Here is a 21,057-nt window from a genome sequence, read left to right as displayed (position 1 = left end):
GATCGAATGCGGTAGCGTCAGGCACCGCCTACGTCCTATGGCGGTCGATGCCGTCGACATGGCTGAATCGAAGGTTCGGCTACCCGCGCCCTATCGTGCTCGAGCCGAGGCCTCCGGCCCTCCGGCTTCATCCCGCGCCCCAGATACGCGCAGCACGATGAGGGTCCACGCCCATGTCGATCGGCAGCATTCCGTTTGCGTTTGCCTTCCTGCTTTCCGCGACGCTGGTCGCCCTGTTTTGCCGGCTCGCTCCGTGGTTCGGACTGGTCGATGCGCCGACCGCCCGCAAGCGGCATCAGGGACGCGTCCCCGTATGTGGGGGGATCGCCATGTTCGTCGCCCTGCTCGCGGCGACGGCGGTGCGCGAGCGCTTCCCTTCAGTCGTCCCGCAAGCCTCGACACTGGGCTCCAGCTCCTGGCCGCTGATCGGGGTGTTGGGTGTACTGGTCGCGATCGGCATCGCGGACGACCGGTGGGAGTTGGGAGCGGCGGTGAAGCTCGCGCTTCAGCTGGCGGTGGCCGGCATGTTGCTGGCAGTGGCGGCGCCTGCCCCCCATGGCGGCATGCTGGACCTGCCCGGACTCATGCCGGCGGGCGGATGGCTGGCGGTACCTGTCACGCTTTTCTTCGTTGTCGGCATCATCAATGCCTTCAACATGATCGATGGACTCGATGGGCTGGCGGGCGGCATGGCGGCGGTGGCGCTTGCTGGCCTTGCCCTGGCGGGCACGCTTTCCGGTCACGCCCGGCTCGTTGACGACAGCCTGCTGCTGCTCTCCGTCGTGCTGGGATTCCTGGTCTTCAATCTCCGCCGCCCCGGCTTGCCGCGCGCCCTCGCCTTCATGGGCGATGCCGGCAGCATGATGCTGGGATGCGCGGTGGCGGCGATGGTCGTGGAGCTGTCCACGAAGCCGATCGCGGATCGGACCGGCGCGGCGATGTTTCCCGCGTTGCTCTGGCTGGTCGCCATTCCGCTCATCGACACGCTGAGCCTGATGGTTCGACGCCCGCTCGCAGGGCGCAGTCCGATGGCGGCGGATCGTCGGCATCTGCATCATCTGCTGCTGGACGCCGGAGCAACGCCCTCGCAGGCGACAGCGCTGCTGATCGCGATCGCCGCGCTTCTCGGCACCGTCGGCATCGCCGGCATCGTCACGCAGATGTCGGCCGTCTTGCTGCTGGGCGGCCTCACCATACCCCTGCTGGCCCACACGGCATTCGCGTGGTCCTGCGGATACCGTCAGCGGCGGCGCGTGCCGCAGACGGCCCTAGCGATTTCGTCCGAGCCGGCAGAGTAGCCCGCCGCGCCGAAATCCCGCCGGCGCCCGAACCGTCGGCGCCTCCGGCGCCTGCAGCAACGCCAGCCAATCCGCGATGCCCCGGGAACGCAGGTGATCACGTTCGAACACATCGCGCGCGCGATGGCCCATGGCTTCGCAGAGCGGCCTGTGACGACCGAGTTCGGCTATGCGGGAAGCGAGATCGGCACTGTCGCCGATCGCGACCGCATGGCCCAGATCCCGGGACCGCAGCAGAGTCGCCACCTCGCCATCCCCAGCTCCGATGAACAGGGCCGGCCTACCCGCGGCCAGAATGCCGTAGAGCTTGCTCGGAACGACATAGGGCTCCAGCGCCGGAAGCAGCGACACCAGATGAACGTCGGCGGCGGAAAGGCTCTCCGCCAGTCTTTCCCTTGGTTGCAGTGGACGCAACAGGATATTGTCCAGCTTGCGGCGCCGGATCTCGTCCTCGACGCGCTGGCGGCCGAAGCCGCCGCCGATCAAGAGAAAGCGGATGTCCGGCGCGTCCCGCAGCCGTTCGGCCGCGTCCAGCAACGTGGCGAATTCATGCGCGCGCCCGAAATTGCCTGAGTATCCAACGACGAAGCAATCCCGAAGGCCCCACTCCGTCCGGAGGGGATTGCCCGCCGGTGCGACAGGCCGGATCTCGTCCTCCTCGGACCAGTAGGGCACGATGGCGATCATGTTCTCCTCGATGCCCCGCCCCCGAAGCCCGCGCGCCATGGCGACGGTGGGCACGACGTTCAGGACGGCTCGACGGAGCGACCAGTCTCGCACGGCCAACATGACCCGGCCCGGCAACCCTCGCCGGCCGATCATCCCGAGTTCGATGGCGACTTCCGGAAAGATGTCGTGCAGCCAGTTCACCAGTGGCGCCCGCCGCAGCGCGCAGGCCATCGCAAGCGACACCGACAGCAGCGGTGGATCCGTGCAGGCAATGACGATGTCCCCATGGCGAAGATGCGCCAGGCACCATGTCGCCGCGCCCGCATGGAAGCTCGCATAGTCCGAAGCCCGGCCCGCCAGGCGCTGTCGGCCGAAATGCGAGGTGGCGATCCGGTGCACCTCGACGCCATCGACAGTCTCGCGCGGCATCAGGACCGTCGCGGGGTCGTCATGGTGGTATCGGCCCGTGACGACCGAAACCTCGATGCCGGTCTGCGCCAATCCGAACGCGAGGCTGGAGACCATGCGGCTGGTGGCCGATTCATCGGGATGGAAATAGCGATTGACGAATATGACGCGCATTCGGGATCGACGCCTCCGCTATTGACGTCTCCAGCGTTTCGCGCGGCATCGCGAGCATCAAGACGGCGGATCGCGCCGCCGGATCCCCATCGGATCGAGGCATGTCGCTCGGAGGGTCAGGAGGGGGCCTGCAGCTCGCCCTGTCCTCGCCCGTTCGGCGGATGGTGGATGGTTCACGCAGCCCGGATTGGTAGGGCGGCCGCGACCGGCTCACTTCGTATAGTCGCTGAAACGGAAACGGACGGAGCGGCAATATGGGTGCGAAGAAGGCACTGATCGTCGGCGTAACCGGCCAGGACGGGGCGTATCTGGCCGAACTCCTGCTCGACAAGGGCTATGAGGTGCATGGCATCAAGCGCCGCTCCTCGTCCTTCAACACGCAGCGGATCGACCATCTCTACCAGGATCCGCATGGCGCCGAACCGCTCCGCTTCCACCTGCACTATGGCGAACTGACGGACGCCACCAATCTCTGCCGGCTCATCCACGAGATCCAGCCCGACGAGATCTACAATCTCGGGGCGCAAAGCCATGTGCAGGTTTCTTTCGAGACGCCGGAATACACGGCCAACGCGGATGCGCTTGGCGCCCTGCGCCTGCTCGAGGCAATGCGGATTGCCGGGATTGCCGAGCGTTGCCGCTTCTATCAGGCTTCGACGTCGGAGCTGTTCGGCGGCAGCCTGGAAGCGCCCCAGCGCGAGACGACCCCCTTCGCGCCGCGCAGCCCCTATGCCGCTGCCAAGCTCTATGCCTACTGGATCACGGTCAACTACCGCGAGGCCTATGGCATCCACGCCTCCAACGGCATCCTGTTCAATCATGAGAGCCCGCTGCGCGGCGAAACCTTCGTGACCCGTAAGATCACGCGCGGCGTCGCGGCGATCGCGCATGGCCTGCAGCGGACAATCCATCTCGGCAATCTCGACGCCCGGCGCGACTGGGGCCACGCCCGCGACTATGTCGAAGGCATGTGGCGGATCGTGCAGCAGCCGAAGGCGGATGATTTCGTATTGGCGACGGGCGAAACGCACACCGTGCGGGAGTTCGTCGAGCGCGCCTTCGGCGAGATCGGCCGCGATATCGACTGGTGCGGCAAGGGCGTCGCCGAAAAGGGGCGCGACGCGCGCAGCGGCGCAACGCTGATCGAGATAGACCCGCGCTATTTCCGGCCGACCGAGGTCGACCTACTGCTGGGGGACCCCAGCAAGGCCCGCCAGCAGCTCGGCTGGACGCACAAGGCATCCTTCCAGGACCTGATCGCCGATATGGTGCAATCGGATCTGCGCACCGTCCAGAGAGAGGTCGGGCGAAATGACCGTCATGCCTGACACCGATCGATTCGACCTCACCGGCAAACGGATCTGGGTCGCGGGGCATCGCGGCATGGTAGGCTCGGCGCTGGTGCGTCGGCTCCGGCGCGAGCCCTGCGACGTGCTCACCGTCGCCAGCGACGAACTGGACCTGCGGCGCCAATCGGCGACGGAGGCCTGGATCGACGCGAATGGGCCCGACGCGATCGTCGTCGCGGCGGCACGGGTCGGCGGCATCATCGCCAATGCGACCCACCCGGCCGGATTCATCTACGACAACCTCGCCATCGCCACCAATATCATCGAGGGCGCAAGGCGCGCCGGCGTCGAGAAGCTGCTCTATCTCGGATCCAGCTGCATGTATCCGCGCGAGGCCACCCAGCCGATGCGCGAGACGGTGCTGCTTTCCGGTCCGCTCGAGCCGACCAACGAGCCCTATGCGATCGCCAAGATCGCCGGCCTGAAGCTGGCCGAGAGCTATCACCGCGAGCATGGCTGCCGCTTCATCACTGTCGTGCCGCCGAACCTCTATGGCCCGAACGACAATTATCATCCCGAGAGTTCGCATGTGCTCGCCGCGCTGATCCGCAGGTTCCATCTGGCGAAGATCGATGGCGCGCCGAGCGTGACGATCTGGGGCACGGGCCTGCCAACGCGCGAGTTCCTGCATGTCGATGATCTCGCGGATGCCTGCGTGCTGCTGCTGCGCCGCTATGAGGACCCGGAACTCATCAATGTCGGTTCCGGCGAGGAGATTTCGATCCGCGATCTCGCGTCCCTGATCGCAGACATTGTCGGCTACGCCGGGGCGATCGAAACCGACCTGACCAAGCCGGACGGGACCCCGCGCAAACTGATGGACAGCAGCCGGATGGCTTCGTTTGGCTGGCGACCGTCGATCGGCCTGATCCCCGGCATCGAGGCGAGCTACCGCGCCTGGCTGGGCGGATAACGCGTCTGCGCTAACGCCCTGGCGAGCCTGCCGAGACTTCGCTCGGCGGGCTCTGCTTTTGCGCCGATATCAGAGCGGAGCCAGACGCCGCCCTGGCAGCTGATGCCCAATATCCTGTTGCAGATCCTCCGCTCTCGCAACAAGAAGAGCCATAGTCACTCACCGCACCGGCGAGACCGCCTTATTCAGAGTGGGACGGTAATCTTGCGCAGGTCGCGGAACAGTGCGCGATAGAAACCACCCTGTCCTAGAACAAACAAGATCATCACGCCGTAGACGGCGAGCATGAAACTGCCGCTCACCAGCAGTTCGAGCAAGGGGGATTTGTCGGCCATCGTATAGCGATCGACCAGGATCCCGAGCGTACCGGCGACGAGGCTTGCGAGGATCGGTCGCGCGATCGAGGGCAGCAGGTCGCGGACACCGACCGGCGTGCCCCTGACGCACCAGACAAGATGGGGTACGAACCAAAGCGCCATCGCGATGGAATAGGCCGCCGCTACGCCGCGTGGTCCATAGGGCAGGCCGATGATGCAGGCGGTGATGACGATCGGCGCGATGACCAGCGCGGTGCGCAGGCTGCGTCCCTGCCGGCAGGTGGCGAACAGCAGCCAGCCAAAGGGGTTGATCAGGCTGAAGATCAGGACGGTCGGCGTCATCAGGCGGAAGATCGCCGCGGCCTCCAGCCATTTCGGTCCGAACAGGAGCAGGAAGATCTGGTCGGAGAAGAAGCCCAGGAAGAGGGTGAGGGGCACCGTGATAGAAACGACCAGCGAGTAGCCGTGGACGAAATAGTGGCGGAGACGGACAGGATCGTCCTGCAGCCGCGCCAGAGCCGAGAAGGCGACGCCGCCAAAGGCGCTATTGAGATTGTCGATCGGCACGGAGATCAGCTGATAGGCGCGACTGTAGTTACCAAGCGCGTCGGCGCCCCAGAAGCGGCCGAGCAGGATCTTCTCGAGATTGTAGCCGACATAGGTGACGAGCGTGTTGAGGGTGATCGTCCCGCCCACGCGGAGCAGCGGAAGGATATTGGCCAGGCGGCCGGGTCTCCCCGGCAGCCAGCCGGTCGCCGCCCAGAGGCCCGACGCGGTGACGAGCTGCGTGACGATCGCCGCCCCGACCAGCGCCCAATAGCGGAACCCGGCGAGCGCGAGCGTGACGCCGGCGATCAGGCCGAGCAGTTGCGCCGCGGATTCGACGATGGTGAGCGTCGCATAGCGCATCTCGCGCTGCAGGATCGCCAGATGCTGGACGCCGGCGGCGCTGAAGATAAATCCGGGCGCGAGCAGGATGGTCAGCCAGAAGAGCTTCGGCTCGCCATAGAAGCGCACGAGGACCGGAGCGAGAAGACAGCAGAAGATGGCGAAGACGACGCCGATCAACAGGTTGACCCAGAACAGCGTCGAGACCTGGCGTCGCGTGATCGAGCGGGCCTGAACCGTTGCAGAGGAGAGGCCCGCCGAAGCGAACATGCCGAGCAGGCCGGTGATCGCTGTCGCCATCGCCACGAGACCGAACTCGCCGGGATCGAGCAGTCGCGCCAGCACCACCATGAAGACCAGCCGCATCAGCGCGCCGACGCCCTGCCCCAACGCCTTGGCAAGGCCGCTGCGTATCGTTTTCTGCCGCAGGTCCCGCATGCGCGCTTCTCCTTGGCCGGACTGGCCCATCTTCAAGAGCTCAGCCTAGCGGAGCGCTGCGCTGCCCTCCCCTTGCCCAAGGGTGCGAGAATGGCCGACGACCCTACACCCTGAGACCGGCCGCGATCGCCCCGTTCACAGCGCTCCTGGCCAAACGCCTTAGTCTCCCTGCACGGAAGGACAGGAAGGCGCCTCCGGCCCAACGTCCTAGCCTGATCGGGCCATTGGAACGGCGGCGAACCGCCCGCCAACGCAGGCGCGGCCAGGCATCAGGGAGGGCACGGCATGAAGGTTCTGGTCACAGGCCATCGCGGCTATATCGGCTCGGTCATGACTCCCATGCTGCTTCGCGCTGGCCATACCGTGGTCGGCTGCGACAGCGACCTTTACGCCGAGTGCACCTTCCCGGCCGGTGGCCCGCTCGCCGACATCGTCGCGACGCAAGGAGATGTCCGCGATATCCAGCGCGAGGCGCTGGTCGGCTTCGACGCCGTGATCCACCTCGCGGCCCTGTCCAACGATCCGCTCGGCGAGCTCGATCCGGACGTCACCTATGACGTCAACCACCGCGCCAGCGTGCGGCTGGCGGAGCTCGCGAAATCGGCGGGTGTCCGGCGTTTCCTGTTCGCCTCATCCTGCAGCAATTACGGACAGGCCGGGGATGACATGGTCAGCGAAACATCGGAACTTCGCCCCGTCACCGCCTATGGAAAATCCAAGGTCATGGCGGAGCGGGACATCGCGCGACTGGCCGACGAGACGTTCTGCCCCGTCTATTTCCGCCCCGCGACCGCCTATGGCCTCTCGCCGCGCCTCCGGCTCGACATCGTACTCAACAATCTCGTGGCCGGCGCCGCGACACGGGGCGAGATCCACCTGCAATCGGACGGCACCCCCTGGCGGCCCATAGTGCATGTCGAGGACATCGGCCGCGCCTTCCTCGCCGGGCTCGCCGCGCCGGAGGACGTCGTCCACAATCAGGCCTTCAATGTGGGGCAGACCGAAGAAAACTATCGCATCCGCGACATCGCGCGGATCGTCGCCGAGATCGTACCCGGCTGCGAGTGGAACGTGGCGCCGGAGGCAGGACCCGATCCCCGATCCTATCGCGTCTCCTTCGAGAAGATCGTCAGGCTGCTGCCAGGATACCGGCCGCGATGGGACGCGCCCAAGGGCGTCGAACAGCTCTATGCCGCCTATCGTGCCGCCGCGCTCACCACGGAAGCCTTCCTCGGGCCACGTTATCAGCGCATCGGTCAGATCGGGAAGCTGATGGCGGCAGGACAGCTCGACGCCAGCCTGCGTCGCCGCGAGCCTGCGCGACCATCCAGGCTGGTGCAGGTGACATGAAGTCGGCCGTCGCCGAAGGCGGGGCCGGCAGCGCCCCGTGCGCCCCGTCGCGCGAAGCCGACATTGGCGACAAGATCTACCAGCTGGTGAAGGACATCTTCCCCTTCTGCCGATCCGTAGCTGGCGAAGGCGTCCGAGAGACGCTGCGCCGGCTAAAGCAGGAGATCGACCTCGTCATTCGAGAGGTGCCGTCCGGCACGGAGGTCTATGACTGGACCATCCCTCGCGAATGGACCATCCGCGACGCCTTCATCCGCAACGCGTCCGGCGATAAAGTGCTCGACTTCAGGGCATGCAATCTTCACGTCCTGAATCACAGCGCGCCGATCCATGCGCGCATGCCGCTGAGAGAACTGCGCGACCACATATTCACCCTCCCCGACCAGCCGGACCGAATCCCCTATCGCAAGTCGGCCTATGCCGAGAGCTGGGGGTTCTGCATGGCGCATCGTCAGCTCATGGCGCTACCGGATGGGGACTATGAGGCGGTGATCGATTCAAGCCTGGAAGACGGCAGCCTCTCCTATGGCGAATACCTGCATGTCGGTGCGAGCGACGAGGAGGTGCTGCTTTCGTCCCATATCTGCCATCCCTCGCTCGCCAACGACAATTGCTCCGGCCTGGCCCTGCTGACCTTGCTGGCGAGGCATCTGGCCGGCCAACGGACGCGCTACAGCTACCGATTCATCTTTGCACCGGGCACGATCGGGGCGCTCGCCTGGCTTGCTCGCAACGAAGCGAACACCAAGCGCATCCGGCACGGTCTCGTCGTCTCATGCGTCGGCGATGGCGGCGGGCCGACCTACAAGAAAAGCCGGCGCGGCAGCGCCTTCGTCGATCGGGCCGCCGGCCACGTCCTCCGTCATGCCTCGCCCGGATCGGCAATCCTTGATTTCAGCCCCTACGGCTATGACGAGCGCCAGTTTTGCTCGCCCGGCTTCAACCTGCCGGTAGGGTTGTTTCAGCGCAGCCTGTTCGGGACCTTCCCCGAATATCACACCTCGGCCGACAATCTGGATTTCGTGCAGCCGGAGCATCTCGCCTCGTCCTATTCGATGATCCAGGCCATCCTCTGCGTGATCGAGAACAATTTCACGCCGGTCGGAACCCTGCTGAAGGGTGAAAGGCAACTCGGCCGGCATGGGCTCTATGTCGGCGGCGATGGCTCCCCGGCAACGCAATCCGCCAACATGGCGATGTTGTGGACCCTCAACCTAGCGGACGGAAATCACACCCTGCTCGATATTGCCGAGCGCGCGGACATGCCGTTCGCTGAACTGCTGTCGGTCGCGCGTCGCCTGCAAACGCATGGCCTGCTGGAACCGTAGATCCCGATAGCGATCAGACTGGGAAGCGATAGTCCGGCCAGCCTTTGTCCCTGGCCGAGATCGCCGCGACCGGCAACGGCCAAGAAATGCCGAATGCCGGATCGTTGTGCCGACAGCCGCTAGCGGCTTTCGGCTCGTAGGGCGTGGAGATCATGTAGCCGACCTCGACATCGTCGCAGAGCGTCTGGAAGCCATGAGCAAACCCTTCCGGCACATAGAGCTGATCGCGGTTGTCGGACGAAAGCTCAAATGCCTGCCAGCGTCCAAAGGTCGACGACGTCTCGCGGAGATCGACGATGACGTCCCAGATCCGGCCGCGCAGGCATCGCACCAGCTTGATCTCTCCATGCGGCGCATTCTGGAAGTGCATGCCGCGCAACGTCCCCTTTGATGCCGACCACGACTGGCTGTGCTGGGCAAAACTCGCATGAAGGCCCGCTGCCTCGAATTCCCGGACGCAGAAGCTTCGTTCGAACCGCCCCCTTTCGTCCTCGATCGGGTCGGATTCGATCCGGTATGCATCGCCAAGCAGTGTCGGCAGGAAGCGCATCAGAGCTTTCCCATCTGCCGGATTCGATCTTCCGGTTCCGACTCGGGCCGCGGGCCGCCCCAGGCTTCGTCGAGCACAGCGGCGATACGGCCAACCGGTTGCTCCATGCGCAACAGGTGATCGAACGGAGGCAATAACGCCGTTTCCCACGATCGACGCACTGCGTATCGCAGAAGACGAATGGCGTTGGCGTGTTCGCCACGGCAGGCATGGCTGAGCCCAGACCAATAGGACCGGCCAACCAGCGCCCTCGCCGCCCAGCGTCGCAACCGCGCGCTATCCGGCAGATCTGCGCCTTCATTGGCGAAGAAGGAGGCGAATGCAGCCTGACAATTGAGGATGTCGCGGCTGCGGTCGGCTCGGATTGCCGCAGACCGGGCGTTGCCGTGAACCCGCAATAGCGCCAATGTCGACCGCGTTTCGGCAATGGAGCCTTCCAGCGCAGCTACCCGCATCCAGAATTCGAAATCATCCGTATGCTGCAGCGTGGGGCGGTAATGGCCGACGCGCTTCATGCTCGCGGTTCGCACGACAGCGGCGCAACTGCAGATGCAGCACGCTCCGGTGCGGCAGAAGCGCTCGAGCAGCTTGCGGGCCGGAAACAGGGACCAGCGACCGGGCGCAGGATCTTCAGGGCGAGGCGATCCCGCCGGCCGCAGGGCAGCAGAACGGCCGAAGGCGAGATGAACCTCCGGGTTTTGCTCAAGAACCGGCAGGCAGCGCATCAGCGCCCCCGGAGCGAGCATGTCATCCGCGCAAAGGAGAAGGAAACTTTCGGCCTCCGCCCAGTCGATCGCCTCGTTGAAGGAGGCCTGATGACCGAGATTGGAGCGGTGACGCACGAAACGGACGCGCTCATCTTCGGACGCCAGTTGCTGCGCCACTTCTGCGCTGTTGTCCGTGGATGCATTGTCGATGATGAGCACGCGCAGCTGGGGAGCGCCCTGCCCAAGAACGCTCTCCACGCAATCGCGCAGGAAGCGGCCATATTGGTAGTTGGGGATGGCGACATCGATGCTGGTCATGTGCGGCCGTTCACCTGTCCGATAGAACCGAACGTTCCCGAACCATTGATCCGCACGCGGCAGAAGAACGAAACCAGCGCAAACGGCGGAGGCCGTCCGACTTCAGGGTAGAAGCACCCAAGCGCCCTGCCCGATTGAACGATAGGTTCGCTTTTGTCCCGCCGGGCCTCATCCGAAAGGACAGGGGCGCCTGTCACTTCCGTTCATCTTCTGTTCTCCGAGCTCTCCGGTCACGCTCTTCCTGCTGCGATTCAGTTCAAGGCGGTTGTGAGCGGTGAGCGCAAGCGCATCCAGGGGAGATCAGAACGATGACGGCGCGATTCGATGTATCCGCCACGCATGAGCTTGAGGCGCGTCGTCATCGCTGCCGCCTCTGCGGCTCCGATCTTCGGGACGTCTTCGTCGACCTCGGCATGTCGCCGCTTTGCGAGAGCTTTTTGTCCGCAGACGAGTGCGATGGCATGGAGCCCTATTTCCCGCTTCGTCCCCTCGTCTGTGCGAAGTGCTTTCTGGTCCAGGTTCCGGAATATGTCCGGCCGACGGAGATCTTCAGCGACTACGCCTATTTCTCTTCCTATTCGCAGAGCTGGGTCGCCCATGCCGAACGCTATTGCGCGGCGATCACCCGGCGCCTGGGGCTCGACGCGCAGAGTTCGGTCATCGAAGTCGCCAGCAATGACGGCTACCTGCTCCAGCACTTCAAGCCGCTGGGCGTTCCCGTACTTGGGATCGAACCGGCCGCGAACGTCGCCGAGGCAGCCATTCGCAGGGGCATCGAAACCCGAATCGAGTTCTTCGGTTCCGCCCTCGCCCATCGGCTGGTGAACGAGGGCCGGGCGGCCGACCTGATCATCGGCAACAACGTCCTGGCACAGGTGCCGGACCTGCACGATTTCGTCGCCGGCCTGCGTATCCTCCTGAAGCCGGAGGGCGTCGTAACGCTCGAGTTTCCGCATCTCCAGCGCCTGATGGCGGAGGTGCAGTTCGACACGATCTATCACGAGCACTTCTCGTATTTTTCGTTTCTCGCCATTCGGAATCTGGCCGCGCGCCACGACCTGAAGATCATCGACGTCGAGACTCTGCCGACGCATGGCGGTTCGCTGCGGGTCTATCTCGCCCGGGCAGAGTCGCGCTGGCCGCAGGAGCCCTCGGTCGCGTGTCTCCTCGCCGACGAACATCAGGCGGGGCTCGACGACATGGCTACCTATAGCGCCTTCGCCGGGCGCGTGAAGCGGACCAAGCGCGACCTGCTCGCCCTGCTGATCGAGCTGCGCAACGCCGGCAAAACCATCTGTGGCTATGGCGCCCCCGGCAAGGGCAACACGCTGCTCAACTATTGCGGCATCGGGCCGGACTTCCTGGATTTCACCGTCGACCGCAACCCGCACAAACACGGCCGCTTCACGCCGGGCAGGCACATACCGATCCTGCCTGTTGCAGCGATCGACATCGCCCGGCCTGACTATCTGCTGCTCCTGCCCTGGAACCTGCAGACGGAGATCAGGGCCCAGATGCGGCACATCGCCAGTTGGGGCGGCCGTTTCATCGTGCCGATCCCGACGCCGCGCATCATCCATGCAGAGGAGTGCATGCCATGAAGGTCGTCCTGTTCTGCGGCGGGTTGGGCACACGGATCCGCGAATATCCGGAGAGCATCCCGAAGCCGATGATCCCGATCGGCAACCAGCCGATTCTCTGGCACCTGATGGACTACTACAGCCAATATGGACACAGCGATTTCATCCTCTGCACCGGCTACAAGGCCAATGTCATCAAGGACTTCTTCCTGAACTACCGTCCGCAGGCCTATGCCGATTGCGTCGTCTCCGCCTATGGCACGAAGGTCGAGCTTTTGGGCGAGCCGGAACAGGACTGGCGCATCGCGCTGATCGACACCGGCATCTGGCGCAATATCGGCGAACGGCTGCTGGCGGTACGAGAGCATGTCCGCGACGAGGAGATCTTCCTCGCCAACTATAGCGACGGGCTCAGCGACGTCGATCTCGACGACATGATCCGAACGTTCCGCTCCAGCGGCAAGCTTGCCTGCTTCCTGGCCGTTCGCCCGCATCTCAGCTTCCATTTCGCGGATATCACGCCGGATGGAACGATGAAGGGCTTCCGCACCGCGGATCGCTCGGATCTCTGGATCAATGGCGGCTTCTTCCTGTTCCGGCCGGAGATCTTCGAGTTCATCCGGTCGGGCGAGGAACTGGTCCAGGAGCCCTTCGCCCGGCTGATCGAGGCGAATGCGCTGATGGCCTACAAGCATGAAGGGTTCTGGCGCGCGATGGATACGCTCAAGGACCGGCAGGTGCTGGAGGACCTGGTCGAGGCCGGCACTATGCCCTGGCGGCTCGCCGGCGCCCATGCGGGCCCCTCGCCCGTGACGCTGGCCAGATCATGAAGCCGCTGCCGTTTGCGCGTCCCGGGGAAACGCTCTCCGTGCTTTGCCTCGGCGCCCATGCCGACGATATCGAGATCGGCGCCGGCGGGCTGCTGATGCAATGGCTCAAATGTGGCGTTCGGCTCGAGGTGCTGTGGTGCGTGCTCAGCGCTGCCGGCGCTAGGGCTGCCGAAGCGGAACAATCCGCTCGTGCCCTGCTGGCCGAGGCCTGCCTGAAGGACGTGAAACTCGCCCGGTTCGAGGACGGCTTCTTTCCCCAGCAGGAAGCAACGCTGAAACGCTGGATGGAGGACCTCAAGGCCGGCCCCGTTCCGGACGTGATCCTGACACATCGCCGCGACGACGCGCACCAGGACCACCGTGCCGTCTCGCGTTTGACCTGGAACACGTTTCGCGACCACACGATCCTCGAATACGAGATCCCGAAATGGGATGGCGATCTCGGCCGTCCCAATCTCTACGCGCCGTTCGGCGAGGATATCCTGGCGCGAAAGATCGAGCTGCTGCTGTCGCATTTCGCCTCGCAGCGTTCGAAGGACTGGTTCGACGCCGAGACGTTTCGCGGCCTGGCGCGCCTGCGCGGCATGGAGTGCCGATCCCCCGGCCGTTATGCGGAGGCGTTCGTGCTGCGCAAGGCCTGCCTCGCATGAACTGACCGGATGGGTGCCGCACCTGCCCGAACGCAGCAATCGATCCCGCCGCCCGGCGGCGGCAGATTTCCCTTGGGAGTTCTGAACCCAGCGAGGAGGAACCGATGAAGCTCGCCTTTTTCGGCTATCCGCATCTTGGCGGCACCTTCACCGTCTTCCGACACCTGCGAGACGGCCTTGCCGCCTCGGGATCCGGCATTGCCGTAGAATGGCTCGGGATCGGACCGGATGCGCACGCAGTCCTGCAAGATCACGACTGGCGGTCGGAATGGTCGACGGGGCACGCAGCCGGCTCGCTGAATGACGACGAGCCGGTTCAGGCCGAGGCGATGATTTCGCACCTGGTACGCGAAGGCTTCGACGGCGTCGTGGTCAATGTCCATGCAGATCGCGTGCAGACCAATCTCGCGCGCTACCTGCCGCGCTCGATATTGCGCCTCATGATCGTGCACAACATCACGCCGGCCACCTATTCTGCGGCCGTAGCCATCCGCGACCATGTCCATGCAACGGTCTGCGTCTCCGACCGGATTCGCGATGATCTCATGGAGAAGCATGGCTTTCGCCCCAGCGCCATCCACAGGATCCACAACGCCGTCGAACTTCCGCCGCCTGCGCCGGCGCGACGTCGCGCCGCGAGCCAGCCGCTGCATCTGCTTTCGCTTGGCCGGGTCGAGGATCAGGCCAAGGGCGTGCTGTGGCTGCCGGAAATCCTCGCCCGCCTGCCAGACGACGTCAGCCTCACCGTCGCCGGCGACGGCCCGGATCTCGAACGACTTCGCCGCGCTTCGACATCGCTCGGCCAACGCATCCGCTTTCTGGGCCGGGTCTCGCCCACGGATGTGCCGGCGTTGATGGCGAGCCACGACGTTCTCATCGCCCCGTCCCGGTTCGAAGGCTTCATGATCACGCTTGCCGAAGCCATGGCAGCAGGCTGCGTGCCCGTCGCCTCGCGCATTGGCGGCGTGACCGACACGGTCGTCGAAGATGGCGTCACTGGCCTGCTCTTCCCGGTCGGAGACATCGCGGCGGCAGCAGAGGCGATCCGGCGGCTCCGCGGGGATCCCGTGCTCTGGCAAGTCATGTCGCGCGACGGGCCGAGCGCGATGCGGGCGCGCTTCAGCATCGATCGAATGGCGCGTGACTATGAAGCGCTGCTCGCTTGCCTCGACCGCGAGCCGCCCAGCATCGCGGCGCCGCTTGCGCTCGATAAATGGCGGCTGCCGCGTGGCCTGCGCGGCGGGCTGCGCTCGCATCTGCCGACGCCGATCAAGAACTGGCTGCGAGGGATCCGGGAGCGCGCGGCATGAACCGGCAGACATCCATAGACCCAGCAACGGCGTCCCCGGTCCAGCCTGCAGGCGCGGCTGGACCGGCGAACGACAACGTCTCGGTGCTCATCCTGACGCTGAATGAGGAGGTCAACCTCGCCGCTTGCCTCGCCTCGGTCGGCTGGAGCGACGACATCGTCGTGCTCGACTCGTTCAGCCAGGACCGGACCGTCGAGATCGCGAAATCGTTCGGCGCGCGTGTCTATCAGCGCCATTTCGACAGCGAGCCGGCGCAGCGAAGCCATGGCTTGCGGGAAATCGCCTACAAGCACCCCCTTGTCTATCTGCCCGACGCAGACGAGATCACGCCGCCCGCGCTCCGCGACGAGATCCTCGCCGTCGCGCGCGCGCCGAACCGTACCGAGGTCGCCTTTCACGTCCGTTCCCGGACCATGTTCATGGGCCGCTGGCTGCGGTGGAGCGGCCTTTATCCGACCTGGTTCGTTCGCCTGGTCGAGCCGCACCGCGTCCGCTTCGAGCGCGAGATCAATCTTCGAACCGTCGCGGACGGACCGGAAGGAAAGCTCGACGGCCACTTGTTGCACTACACCTTCAACAAGGGTTTGAACGCCTGGCTCGAGAAGCACAATCGCTACTCATGGCACGAAGCGCGCGAGTCGCTCCGAAGCCTCGAGACGGAGCGCGTCGATTGGCTGGCCGCCTTGATCGGAAGCGGTGCCGCGCGGCGAAGAGCGCTGAAGACGCTCTCCTTCCGGCTGCCGTGCCGGCCGCTGCTGCGCTTCCTGTACATGTATGTCCTGCGCGGCGGCTTCCTCGATGGCCGGGCCGGCTTCGTCTATTGCGGCCTGCTCATGACCTACGAGACCATGATCGTCAGCAAGATGATCGAGATCCGGCGCCGCGAACGGGGGCTTCCGCTGTGAACGCCGGCAGACGCTTTCTGGTCCGGGAGGCGAGCCCATGGGCATGCCACTGATCTGGATCCTGGTCGCCATATCGGTCGCGCTGGTCGTATTCGGGCTGCGTCGTCCGGAGGGCGTCTATGAATACCCGTTCCTGGCCGGGGCGACCTTTCTCGGCTTCATCGCGCCGCAGTTTCCAGCCCTGGTCGACGACCCGTTCCTGCCCGTCGGCGCCATGGTCCGCACGATCCTTTTTACCATCCTCTGCGTGAGTGCCTGCGGCTTCGGCTGGCGCGTCACCCTGCCGCGAGCGGCGCGGCCGCCATGGCAATTCGAGGAGCGACGACTTTTGGTCGCCGCGGCAGTTTTCTCCGTCATCGGCGGCTATTTCTACGTCAAGGTTTCCCACCTGCCGCCCGAAATCAAATACTCGATTTTCACCGGCATGCCGGTCGTCTATCTGTTCTTCGCCAAGCTGCTCAATTACGGCTTCGCGATCGCCCTTGTCTGCGGCGCGCGCCGGATGAGCCTCGCGGCGCTCACCATCATCGGATTCGACACGCTGTTCTACGCCGAGCGAATCCTGATTCTCGGCCGGCGCAGCGAAGCGGTCGAGTTCTTCTTCCTCATCGTGCTGGCCTGGTGGTTCCAGAAGCGGCGCACGCCACCCCGGCTATTGACGGCAGGCTTCGTGCTGTTTGGCGCCCTCGCCCTGCACAGCGCCGGAGACTATCGCGCCATCACCACCGAGCGGGACGAGGCCGGATGGTCCGACCTTCTGAAGATCGACCTTGTCGAGAACTTCGCCGAGGTGCTGGAACAGGGTGGACCGGAGGTGCGCAACGCCGTTCTCCGTATCGGACAGGTCCGCGACACGCATGCCTATGATCTCGGCCTGTTTCACTGGAATACGCTGGTGTTCAACTATGTGCCCGCGCAACTGGTAGGAGTGGAGATCAAGGAACGGCTGACCGTCAGCCTGGACGGCCAACTCGGCCGCGACTACGAGCCGCCCGTCGGCTCGACCGAAACAGGCCTCTCCGACGCCTTCGCCTCCTTTGCCTATCTTGGCGCGCTCAAGTTTTTCCTGATCGGATTTGCAATGAGGCGCATCTACGACGCCGCCATGGCCGGCAGCACGGTCTGGCAGGTCGTCTATCCGCTGATGCTGGCGCCGGCGATGCTGTCGATCACCCATCACACGCAATGGCCGCCTTCGGCCTTCCTGCACATAGCTCTGTTCCTGCTGCCCGCACTTGCCTTCGCCCGCGTCCGGCAGCACGCCACTTTCAGGGCCCAAGCCCCCGTCGCGATGGTGCCGTCATGACCGATGCCAGCCCGGCCGGCTTTCCCCGCGTCGCTATCCTGTTCCATCGCTTCGGCCCCTACCATATGAGCCGGCTAAGCGCGGCCTCGCGCCATATGTCTGTCATCGGCGTCGAATTCAGCGGCACCGATCGGACCTATGAATGGGATGATGTCGCAGAGAGCGGTCTCTTTCCGCGCGTCGTCGTCTCGCCGGACATCGAGCGCGAGAGCATCCCCGCGCTCGTCGGCAAGATCGCCGCGACGCTGGAACGCGCGGCTCCGGATGCCGTCGCGATAGCCGGCTGGTCGCATCCGGCGGCGCTGGCTGCGCTGCTCTGGTGCGCGCGAACCGGCGTCCCCGCCATCCTGATGTCCGACAGCGCCGAGATCGACGAGATCCGAAAACCCTGGCGCGAGGCGATCAAGCGGCGGGTGATACGGCTCTTCAGCGCCGGGCTTGTCGCCGGGGTGCCTCATCGGCGCTATCTCACGGCGCTCGGCATGGACGACACGCGAATTCGGGAGGGCTTCGACGTTGTCGACAATGACTACTTTGCTCGCAGCGCCGCCAACGCACGTGCTGATGCGGTAGCCGTGAGGGCGGAGCTTGGCCTGAACCGCCCCTTTTTCCTTGCCTCCTGCCGCTTCGTCGCCAAGAAGAACCTGTTCAACCTGCTCGCAGCCTATCGGCACTATCGCGCTGGAGCGGGGCCAGCGGCCTGGGATCTCGTCCTGCTCGGCGGCGGTCCGCTGGCGCCGAGCCTGCGCTCGACGATCGAGGCCGAGGGTCTTCGCACGAGCGTCCATTTGCCGGGATTTCGCCAATATGCGGAACTCCACCGCTACTATGGCCTCGCTGGAGCCTTCATCCTCGCGAGCACTTCGGAGCAATGGGGGCTGGTCGTCAACGAGGCGATGGCGGCCGGTCTGCCAGTGCTGGTCTCGGATCGATGCGGTTGCAGCGAAGACCTCGTCCGCCCCGGATTCAACGGCTATCGTTTCGATCCGTTCGACCCGATCGAACTGGGTGAGCAGATGTGCAAGATCGCATTTGACGGCTGCGATCGGCACGCGATGGCGCAGGCCGGGCAGGTCCTGATCGCGGACTGGTCGCCGGACCGCTTTGGCCGCGAGCTACGGGCGCTGGTGGATCTTGCCCTTGCCTCGCCCCATGTGCCGGACCGCATTGGACGCTGGCTCGCCGGCGCGCTGCTCTGCCGTCGCGAGCGGACGGACGGCTGAGTCGTGCATCTCCTGCCATGCGGATTCTATGCCGTCTTGGCGAGGATGCGCCGCAGCAGGTCATGCCAGGCCTTGCCATAGCGCTCGACCGTGAGACTTTCGACTCGGCGGCGGGCCGCCTGCCCCATACGGAACCGCAGGTCATCGTCCCGGACCAGTTCCTCGACCCGACGGATCATGCCGTCGATGTCGTCACAGCCGAGCACAAAGCCCTCCAAGCCGTCGCGCACGGGCGTGCCGCTGTTCGGCGTGGTGACGACGGCAAGGCCAGTCGCCATCGCCTCCAGCACCGCGCCGGCGGAGCCTTCGCAGGCGGAAGGAAACAGGAAAAGGTCAAAGCGGTTGAGCCAGTCGCGCACCTCGGCCCGCGGCACGGCGCCGACGATCTCGACTAGTCCGCGCCGGCGCTCGATCAGGGCCGGGTCGACCGTAGCGGGGCCGACCATGACGAAGCTCACCACCTCCGGGTCGAACGCTCTTGCGATTTCGAGAAATGCCGGCGCGCCCTTGCGCAGGGAGACGGCGCCGACGAAGCCGACGACGATGGGGCCGCGCCGAGCGCGCCGGTCGTGATAGCGCAGCGCCGCCGCATCGACCGGATAGGGAATGACCGAAATCCGGTCGCGATCGATGCCTTCCGCGATCAGCCCATTGCTCACATAGTCGGACGCACAGGTGATGTGGCTCGCTGCCGCCCAGCTGCGGATCTCGACATCCCGCATGATGTCGGCGCCGTCACGGCGCTGCGGCCACCACCATTCCGGCCAGCGCTCGGCCTGGTGCTCTTCCTCGCGGAGCTCGACCGCGATCGGTGCGATCATCTGGTCGAGCACGACGGCGAGTTCATCGCGCCGCGCGGCCTCTGCCAGCGCGGGATCGACATTGCGGACGAAGCCGGCCAGGACATTGGCGTTTCGCCAGCCATCCGCGAGCACCTGGCGGGTGATCGCTTGCGAACGACGTGCAAAGATCGCCTCGGGCAGTTCTGCCCGACTCTCTCGAAGTCGCTCCCAGAGCGACGGCCATCCGGCGGCGACAACCCGGCTGTCGTCGAGCCCGGCGCAGCGCCGGGCCGCCAGCCGGCGGCCGGTCACGCCGCCAAACCGATGCATCAGCCGGGCGAACACGGCCTCGGCGGAGCGTGGCCACACGAACCAGTCCGTATGCACCGTATCGAGAATGCCGCTATGCGCCAGCGCCAGCGGCAAACCATAGTGGAGCCGCGAGCCATCCTGGACAACCGTCACGCGCGGTTCCAGGGCAGGCAGCGGCTGGCCGCGAGGGAGGCGAGGCCCGGCTTCGAGGCGGCTCATGAGAGATCGACGGTGTCTGGCCGCTCGCCCCGGCCAAGCACCCAGCGATAGACGGCCTCCATGTCCCGCGCCGCTCCGGACCAGGAAAAGCGCTGCGCGACGAGTTCCGCGCCCCGCGCGCCGATCGCCCGGCGCTCATCATCAGAGAGCGCGAATAGCTGCCGAAGCCCGACCGCGATGTTCCCTGGCTCCGGCTCGATCCGCAACGCCGCCCCATGTTCAAAGCCCGGCTCCAGATTGCATCGCGACGTCATCACCACCGGCAGCCTCGCCGCCCAGGCTTCGAGCACGGCGATCGGCAAGCCCTCGCTGACCGAGGGCAGCACGAAGGCTTCAGCGACAGCGAAACTCCGTGCCTTGGCGTCGCCAAATTGCGGCCCGACGAAATGAACCGCATCTCCCAGTTCCAGTTCGCCGACGAGGCGCTGCAACTCGTCGCGATAGCCGTCTTCGCCCCAGCCCGCGATGACGAGATGCCATTCTCGCTGCGATGCTCCCGAACTCACCTCGGCCCTCGCCGAGACGAGGCCGCGCAGCAGGTCCGGAATGCCCTTCTGTGGCGCCAGCCGACCGAGGAAGAGGAGGATTCGGGCCTGCTCCGGCACTTGGCGGCGCCAGGGCGGCGGCTCGCTTCCCCCATCTTCCCGCGCGAGGTCGACGCCGTTCGGGATGACACAGACCGGATTGACGAGACCGGCGGCGCGGATCGCTACGCGTTCCGAGGCGCAGAGCGCATGCAGGCAGGCCGCGCCGCGGAGGTGCCGCCGCTCGAAGGCCAGTCCGGCAAGTTGCTTCTTCCATCGCCGATGCGCGAGCGCCCAGGGATCCAGCATGCCGTGTGGGGTTACGACATAGGGCATGCGACGTCCCGACCAAGACATGCCGGCGACCGAGGGATACATCCAGAGCCCGTGCACATGCATCAGGTCGGGCGGGCTTGCGCGCAATGCCCGGCCGAGTTCCGGCGCATAGCCGAAGGCGGCCGGGCCGCTCACGGCAAAGGCGCGGGCCGGAACGTCCCGCTCACTCAGCCGATCGCGATCGAGGGCAGGATGATCGAGCCCGTAGACGCCGACCTCTACCCCGGGCCGGGCATGCAGTGCCGGCGCCAGCCCAGCGACGGCCTCGAACACGCCACCCGATTTTCGCGACAGATGCGCCATCACCTGGATGACCCGGATCGGCGAAGTCAGCTGGGGTTCCGGTCGCGCGATGAAACTGCTGAACATCGGC

The 21,057-nt window shown here is 65.5% G+C and carries 18 protein-coding genes; 12 read left to right on the top strand and 6 right to left on the bottom strand.

Annotated features, from left to right (window positions below):
* Positions 1–173: 173 nt before the first annotated feature.
* Positions 174–1,298, top strand: a complete 1,125-nt coding sequence (locus WFK98_RS08145; protein ID WP_336799874.1) for an MraY family glycosyltransferase — start codon at positions 174–176, stop codon at positions 1,296–1,298.
* On the opposite strand, the gene WFK98_RS08140 is transcribed toward WFK98_RS08145, so the two are convergent.
* Positions 1,269–2,492 carry a glycosyltransferase family 4 protein gene (locus tag WFK98_RS08140; RefSeq protein WP_336800318.1) on the bottom strand — a complete coding sequence of 408 codons (1,224 nt, stop codon included), beginning with the start codon at positions 2,490–2,492 and terminating at the stop codon, positions 1,269–1,271. The genes WFK98_RS08145 and WFK98_RS08140 overlap by 30 nt on opposite strands.
* Positions 2,493–2,803: 311 nt before the next feature.
* Between WFK98_RS08140 and gmd the strand changes: the two genes are divergently transcribed.
* On the top strand, positions 2,804–3,877 hold the full coding sequence (gene gmd, locus WFK98_RS08135) for a GDP-mannose 4,6-dehydratase (protein ID WP_336799873.1): 1,074 nt from the start codon (positions 2,804–2,806) through the stop codon (positions 3,875–3,877).
* Entirely contained in the window at positions 3,861–4,811 is a 951-nt protein-coding gene (locus WFK98_RS08130; protein ID WP_336799872.1) for a GDP-L-fucose synthase family protein, read from the top strand. Before gmd ends, WFK98_RS08130 begins: the two co-directional genes overlap by 17 nt.
* A gap of 185 nt (positions 4,812–4,996) precedes the next feature.
* Here the strand turns inward: WFK98_RS08130 and WFK98_RS08125 are convergent, their stop codons facing one another.
* On the bottom strand, positions 4,997–6,454 hold the full coding sequence (locus WFK98_RS08125) for a lipopolysaccharide biosynthesis protein (RefSeq protein WP_336799871.1): 1,458 nt from the start codon (positions 6,452–6,454) through the stop codon (positions 4,997–4,999).
* A 285-nt stretch (positions 6,455–6,739) separates the two neighbouring features.
* Here WFK98_RS08125 and WFK98_RS08120 point away from each other — a divergent pair, with 285 nt between their 5' ends.
* Positions 6,740–7,804 (top strand): NAD-dependent epimerase/dehydratase family protein, encoded by a 1,065-nt coding sequence (locus tag WFK98_RS08120; protein ID WP_336799870.1) that lies wholly within the window; start codon positions 6,740–6,742, stop codon positions 7,802–7,804.
* Positions 7,801–9,132, top strand: a complete 1,332-nt coding sequence (locus WFK98_RS08115; protein ID WP_336799869.1) for a DUF4910 domain-containing protein — start codon at positions 7,801–7,803, stop codon at positions 9,130–9,132. Before WFK98_RS08120 ends, WFK98_RS08115 begins: the two co-directional genes overlap by 4 nt.
* A gap of 13 nt (positions 9,133–9,145) precedes the next feature.
* On the opposite strand, the gene rfbC is transcribed toward WFK98_RS08115, so the two are convergent.
* Positions 9,146–9,682, bottom strand: coding sequence for a dTDP-4-dehydrorhamnose 3,5-epimerase (gene rfbC / locus WFK98_RS08110; RefSeq protein WP_336799868.1), 537 nt, complete (start codon positions 9,680–9,682; stop codon positions 9,146–9,148).
* Positions 9,682–10,707: a glycosyltransferase family 2 protein gene (locus tag WFK98_RS08105; protein ID WP_336799867.1), complete on the bottom strand. Its 1,026-nt coding sequence runs from the start codon at positions 10,705–10,707 to the stop codon at positions 9,682–9,684. Before WFK98_RS08105 ends, rfbC begins: the two co-directional genes overlap by 1 nt.
* Positions 10,708–11,015: 308 nt before the next feature.
* On the opposite strand from WFK98_RS08105, the gene WFK98_RS08100 reads away from it, so the two are divergent.
* The 7 genes from WFK98_RS08100 (at position 11,016) to WFK98_RS08070 (ending at position 18,511) form a co-directional block, all read left to right on the top strand.
* On the top strand, positions 11,016–12,308 hold the full coding sequence (locus WFK98_RS08100) for a class I SAM-dependent methyltransferase (RefSeq protein WP_336799866.1): 1,293 nt from the start codon (positions 11,016–11,018) through the stop codon (positions 12,306–12,308).
* Positions 12,305–13,117: a sugar phosphate nucleotidyltransferase gene (locus tag WFK98_RS08095; RefSeq protein ID WP_336799865.1), complete on the top strand. Its 813-nt coding sequence runs from the start codon at positions 12,305–12,307 to the stop codon at positions 13,115–13,117. Before WFK98_RS08100 ends, WFK98_RS08095 begins: the two co-directional genes overlap by 4 nt.
* Positions 13,114–13,767: a PIG-L deacetylase family protein gene (locus WFK98_RS08090; RefSeq protein ID WP_336799864.1), complete on the top strand. Its 654-nt coding sequence runs from the start codon at positions 13,114–13,116 to the stop codon at positions 13,765–13,767. The genes WFK98_RS08095 and WFK98_RS08090 overlap by 4 nt, the downstream gene beginning before the upstream one ends.
* Positions 13,768–13,871: 104 nt before the next feature.
* Positions 13,872–15,077 carry a glycosyltransferase family 4 protein gene (locus tag WFK98_RS08085; RefSeq protein ID WP_336799863.1) on the top strand — a complete coding sequence of 402 codons (1,206 nt, stop codon included), beginning with the start codon at positions 13,872–13,874 and terminating at the stop codon, positions 15,075–15,077.
* Entirely contained in the window at positions 15,074–15,982 is a 909-nt protein-coding gene (locus WFK98_RS08080; protein WP_336799862.1) for a glycosyltransferase family 2 protein, read from the top strand. Before WFK98_RS08085 ends, WFK98_RS08080 begins: the two co-directional genes overlap by 4 nt.
* Before the next feature lie 37 nt (positions 15,983–16,019).
* Positions 16,020–17,288, top strand: a complete 1,269-nt coding sequence (locus WFK98_RS08075; protein ID WP_336799861.1) for a hypothetical protein — start codon at positions 16,020–16,022, stop codon at positions 17,286–17,288.
* The gene (locus WFK98_RS08070) at positions 17,285–18,511 is read left to right on the top strand and encodes a glycosyltransferase (protein ID WP_336800317.1); all 1,227 of its coding nucleotides are present in this window, start codon (positions 17,285–17,287) and stop codon (positions 18,509–18,511) included. Before WFK98_RS08075 ends, WFK98_RS08070 begins: the two co-directional genes overlap by 4 nt.
* A gap of 26 nt (positions 18,512–18,537) precedes the next feature.
* Here the strand turns inward: WFK98_RS08070 and WFK98_RS08065 are convergent, their stop codons facing one another.
* Positions 18,538–19,758, bottom strand: a complete 1,221-nt coding sequence (locus WFK98_RS08065; RefSeq protein ID WP_336799860.1) for a glycosyltransferase family 4 protein — start codon at positions 19,756–19,758, stop codon at positions 18,538–18,540.
* Between the two features lie 62 nt (positions 19,759–19,820).
* Positions 19,821–21,053 carry a glycosyltransferase gene (locus tag WFK98_RS08060; RefSeq protein ID WP_336799859.1) on the bottom strand — a complete coding sequence of 411 codons (1,233 nt, stop codon included), beginning with the start codon at positions 21,051–21,053 and terminating at the stop codon, positions 19,821–19,823.
* Between the last annotated feature and the right edge of the window lie 4 nt (positions 21,054–21,057).

The sequence above is a fragment of the Kaistia sp. MMO-174 genome (assembly GCF_037147815.1).
Taxonomy (GTDB): Bacteria; Pseudomonadota; Alphaproteobacteria; order Rhizobiales; family Kaistiaceae; genus Kaistia; species Kaistia nematophila.
The sequence above is the reverse complement of the archived record's forward strand: the minus strand, read 5'-3'. Positions and strand labels throughout refer to the sequence as shown.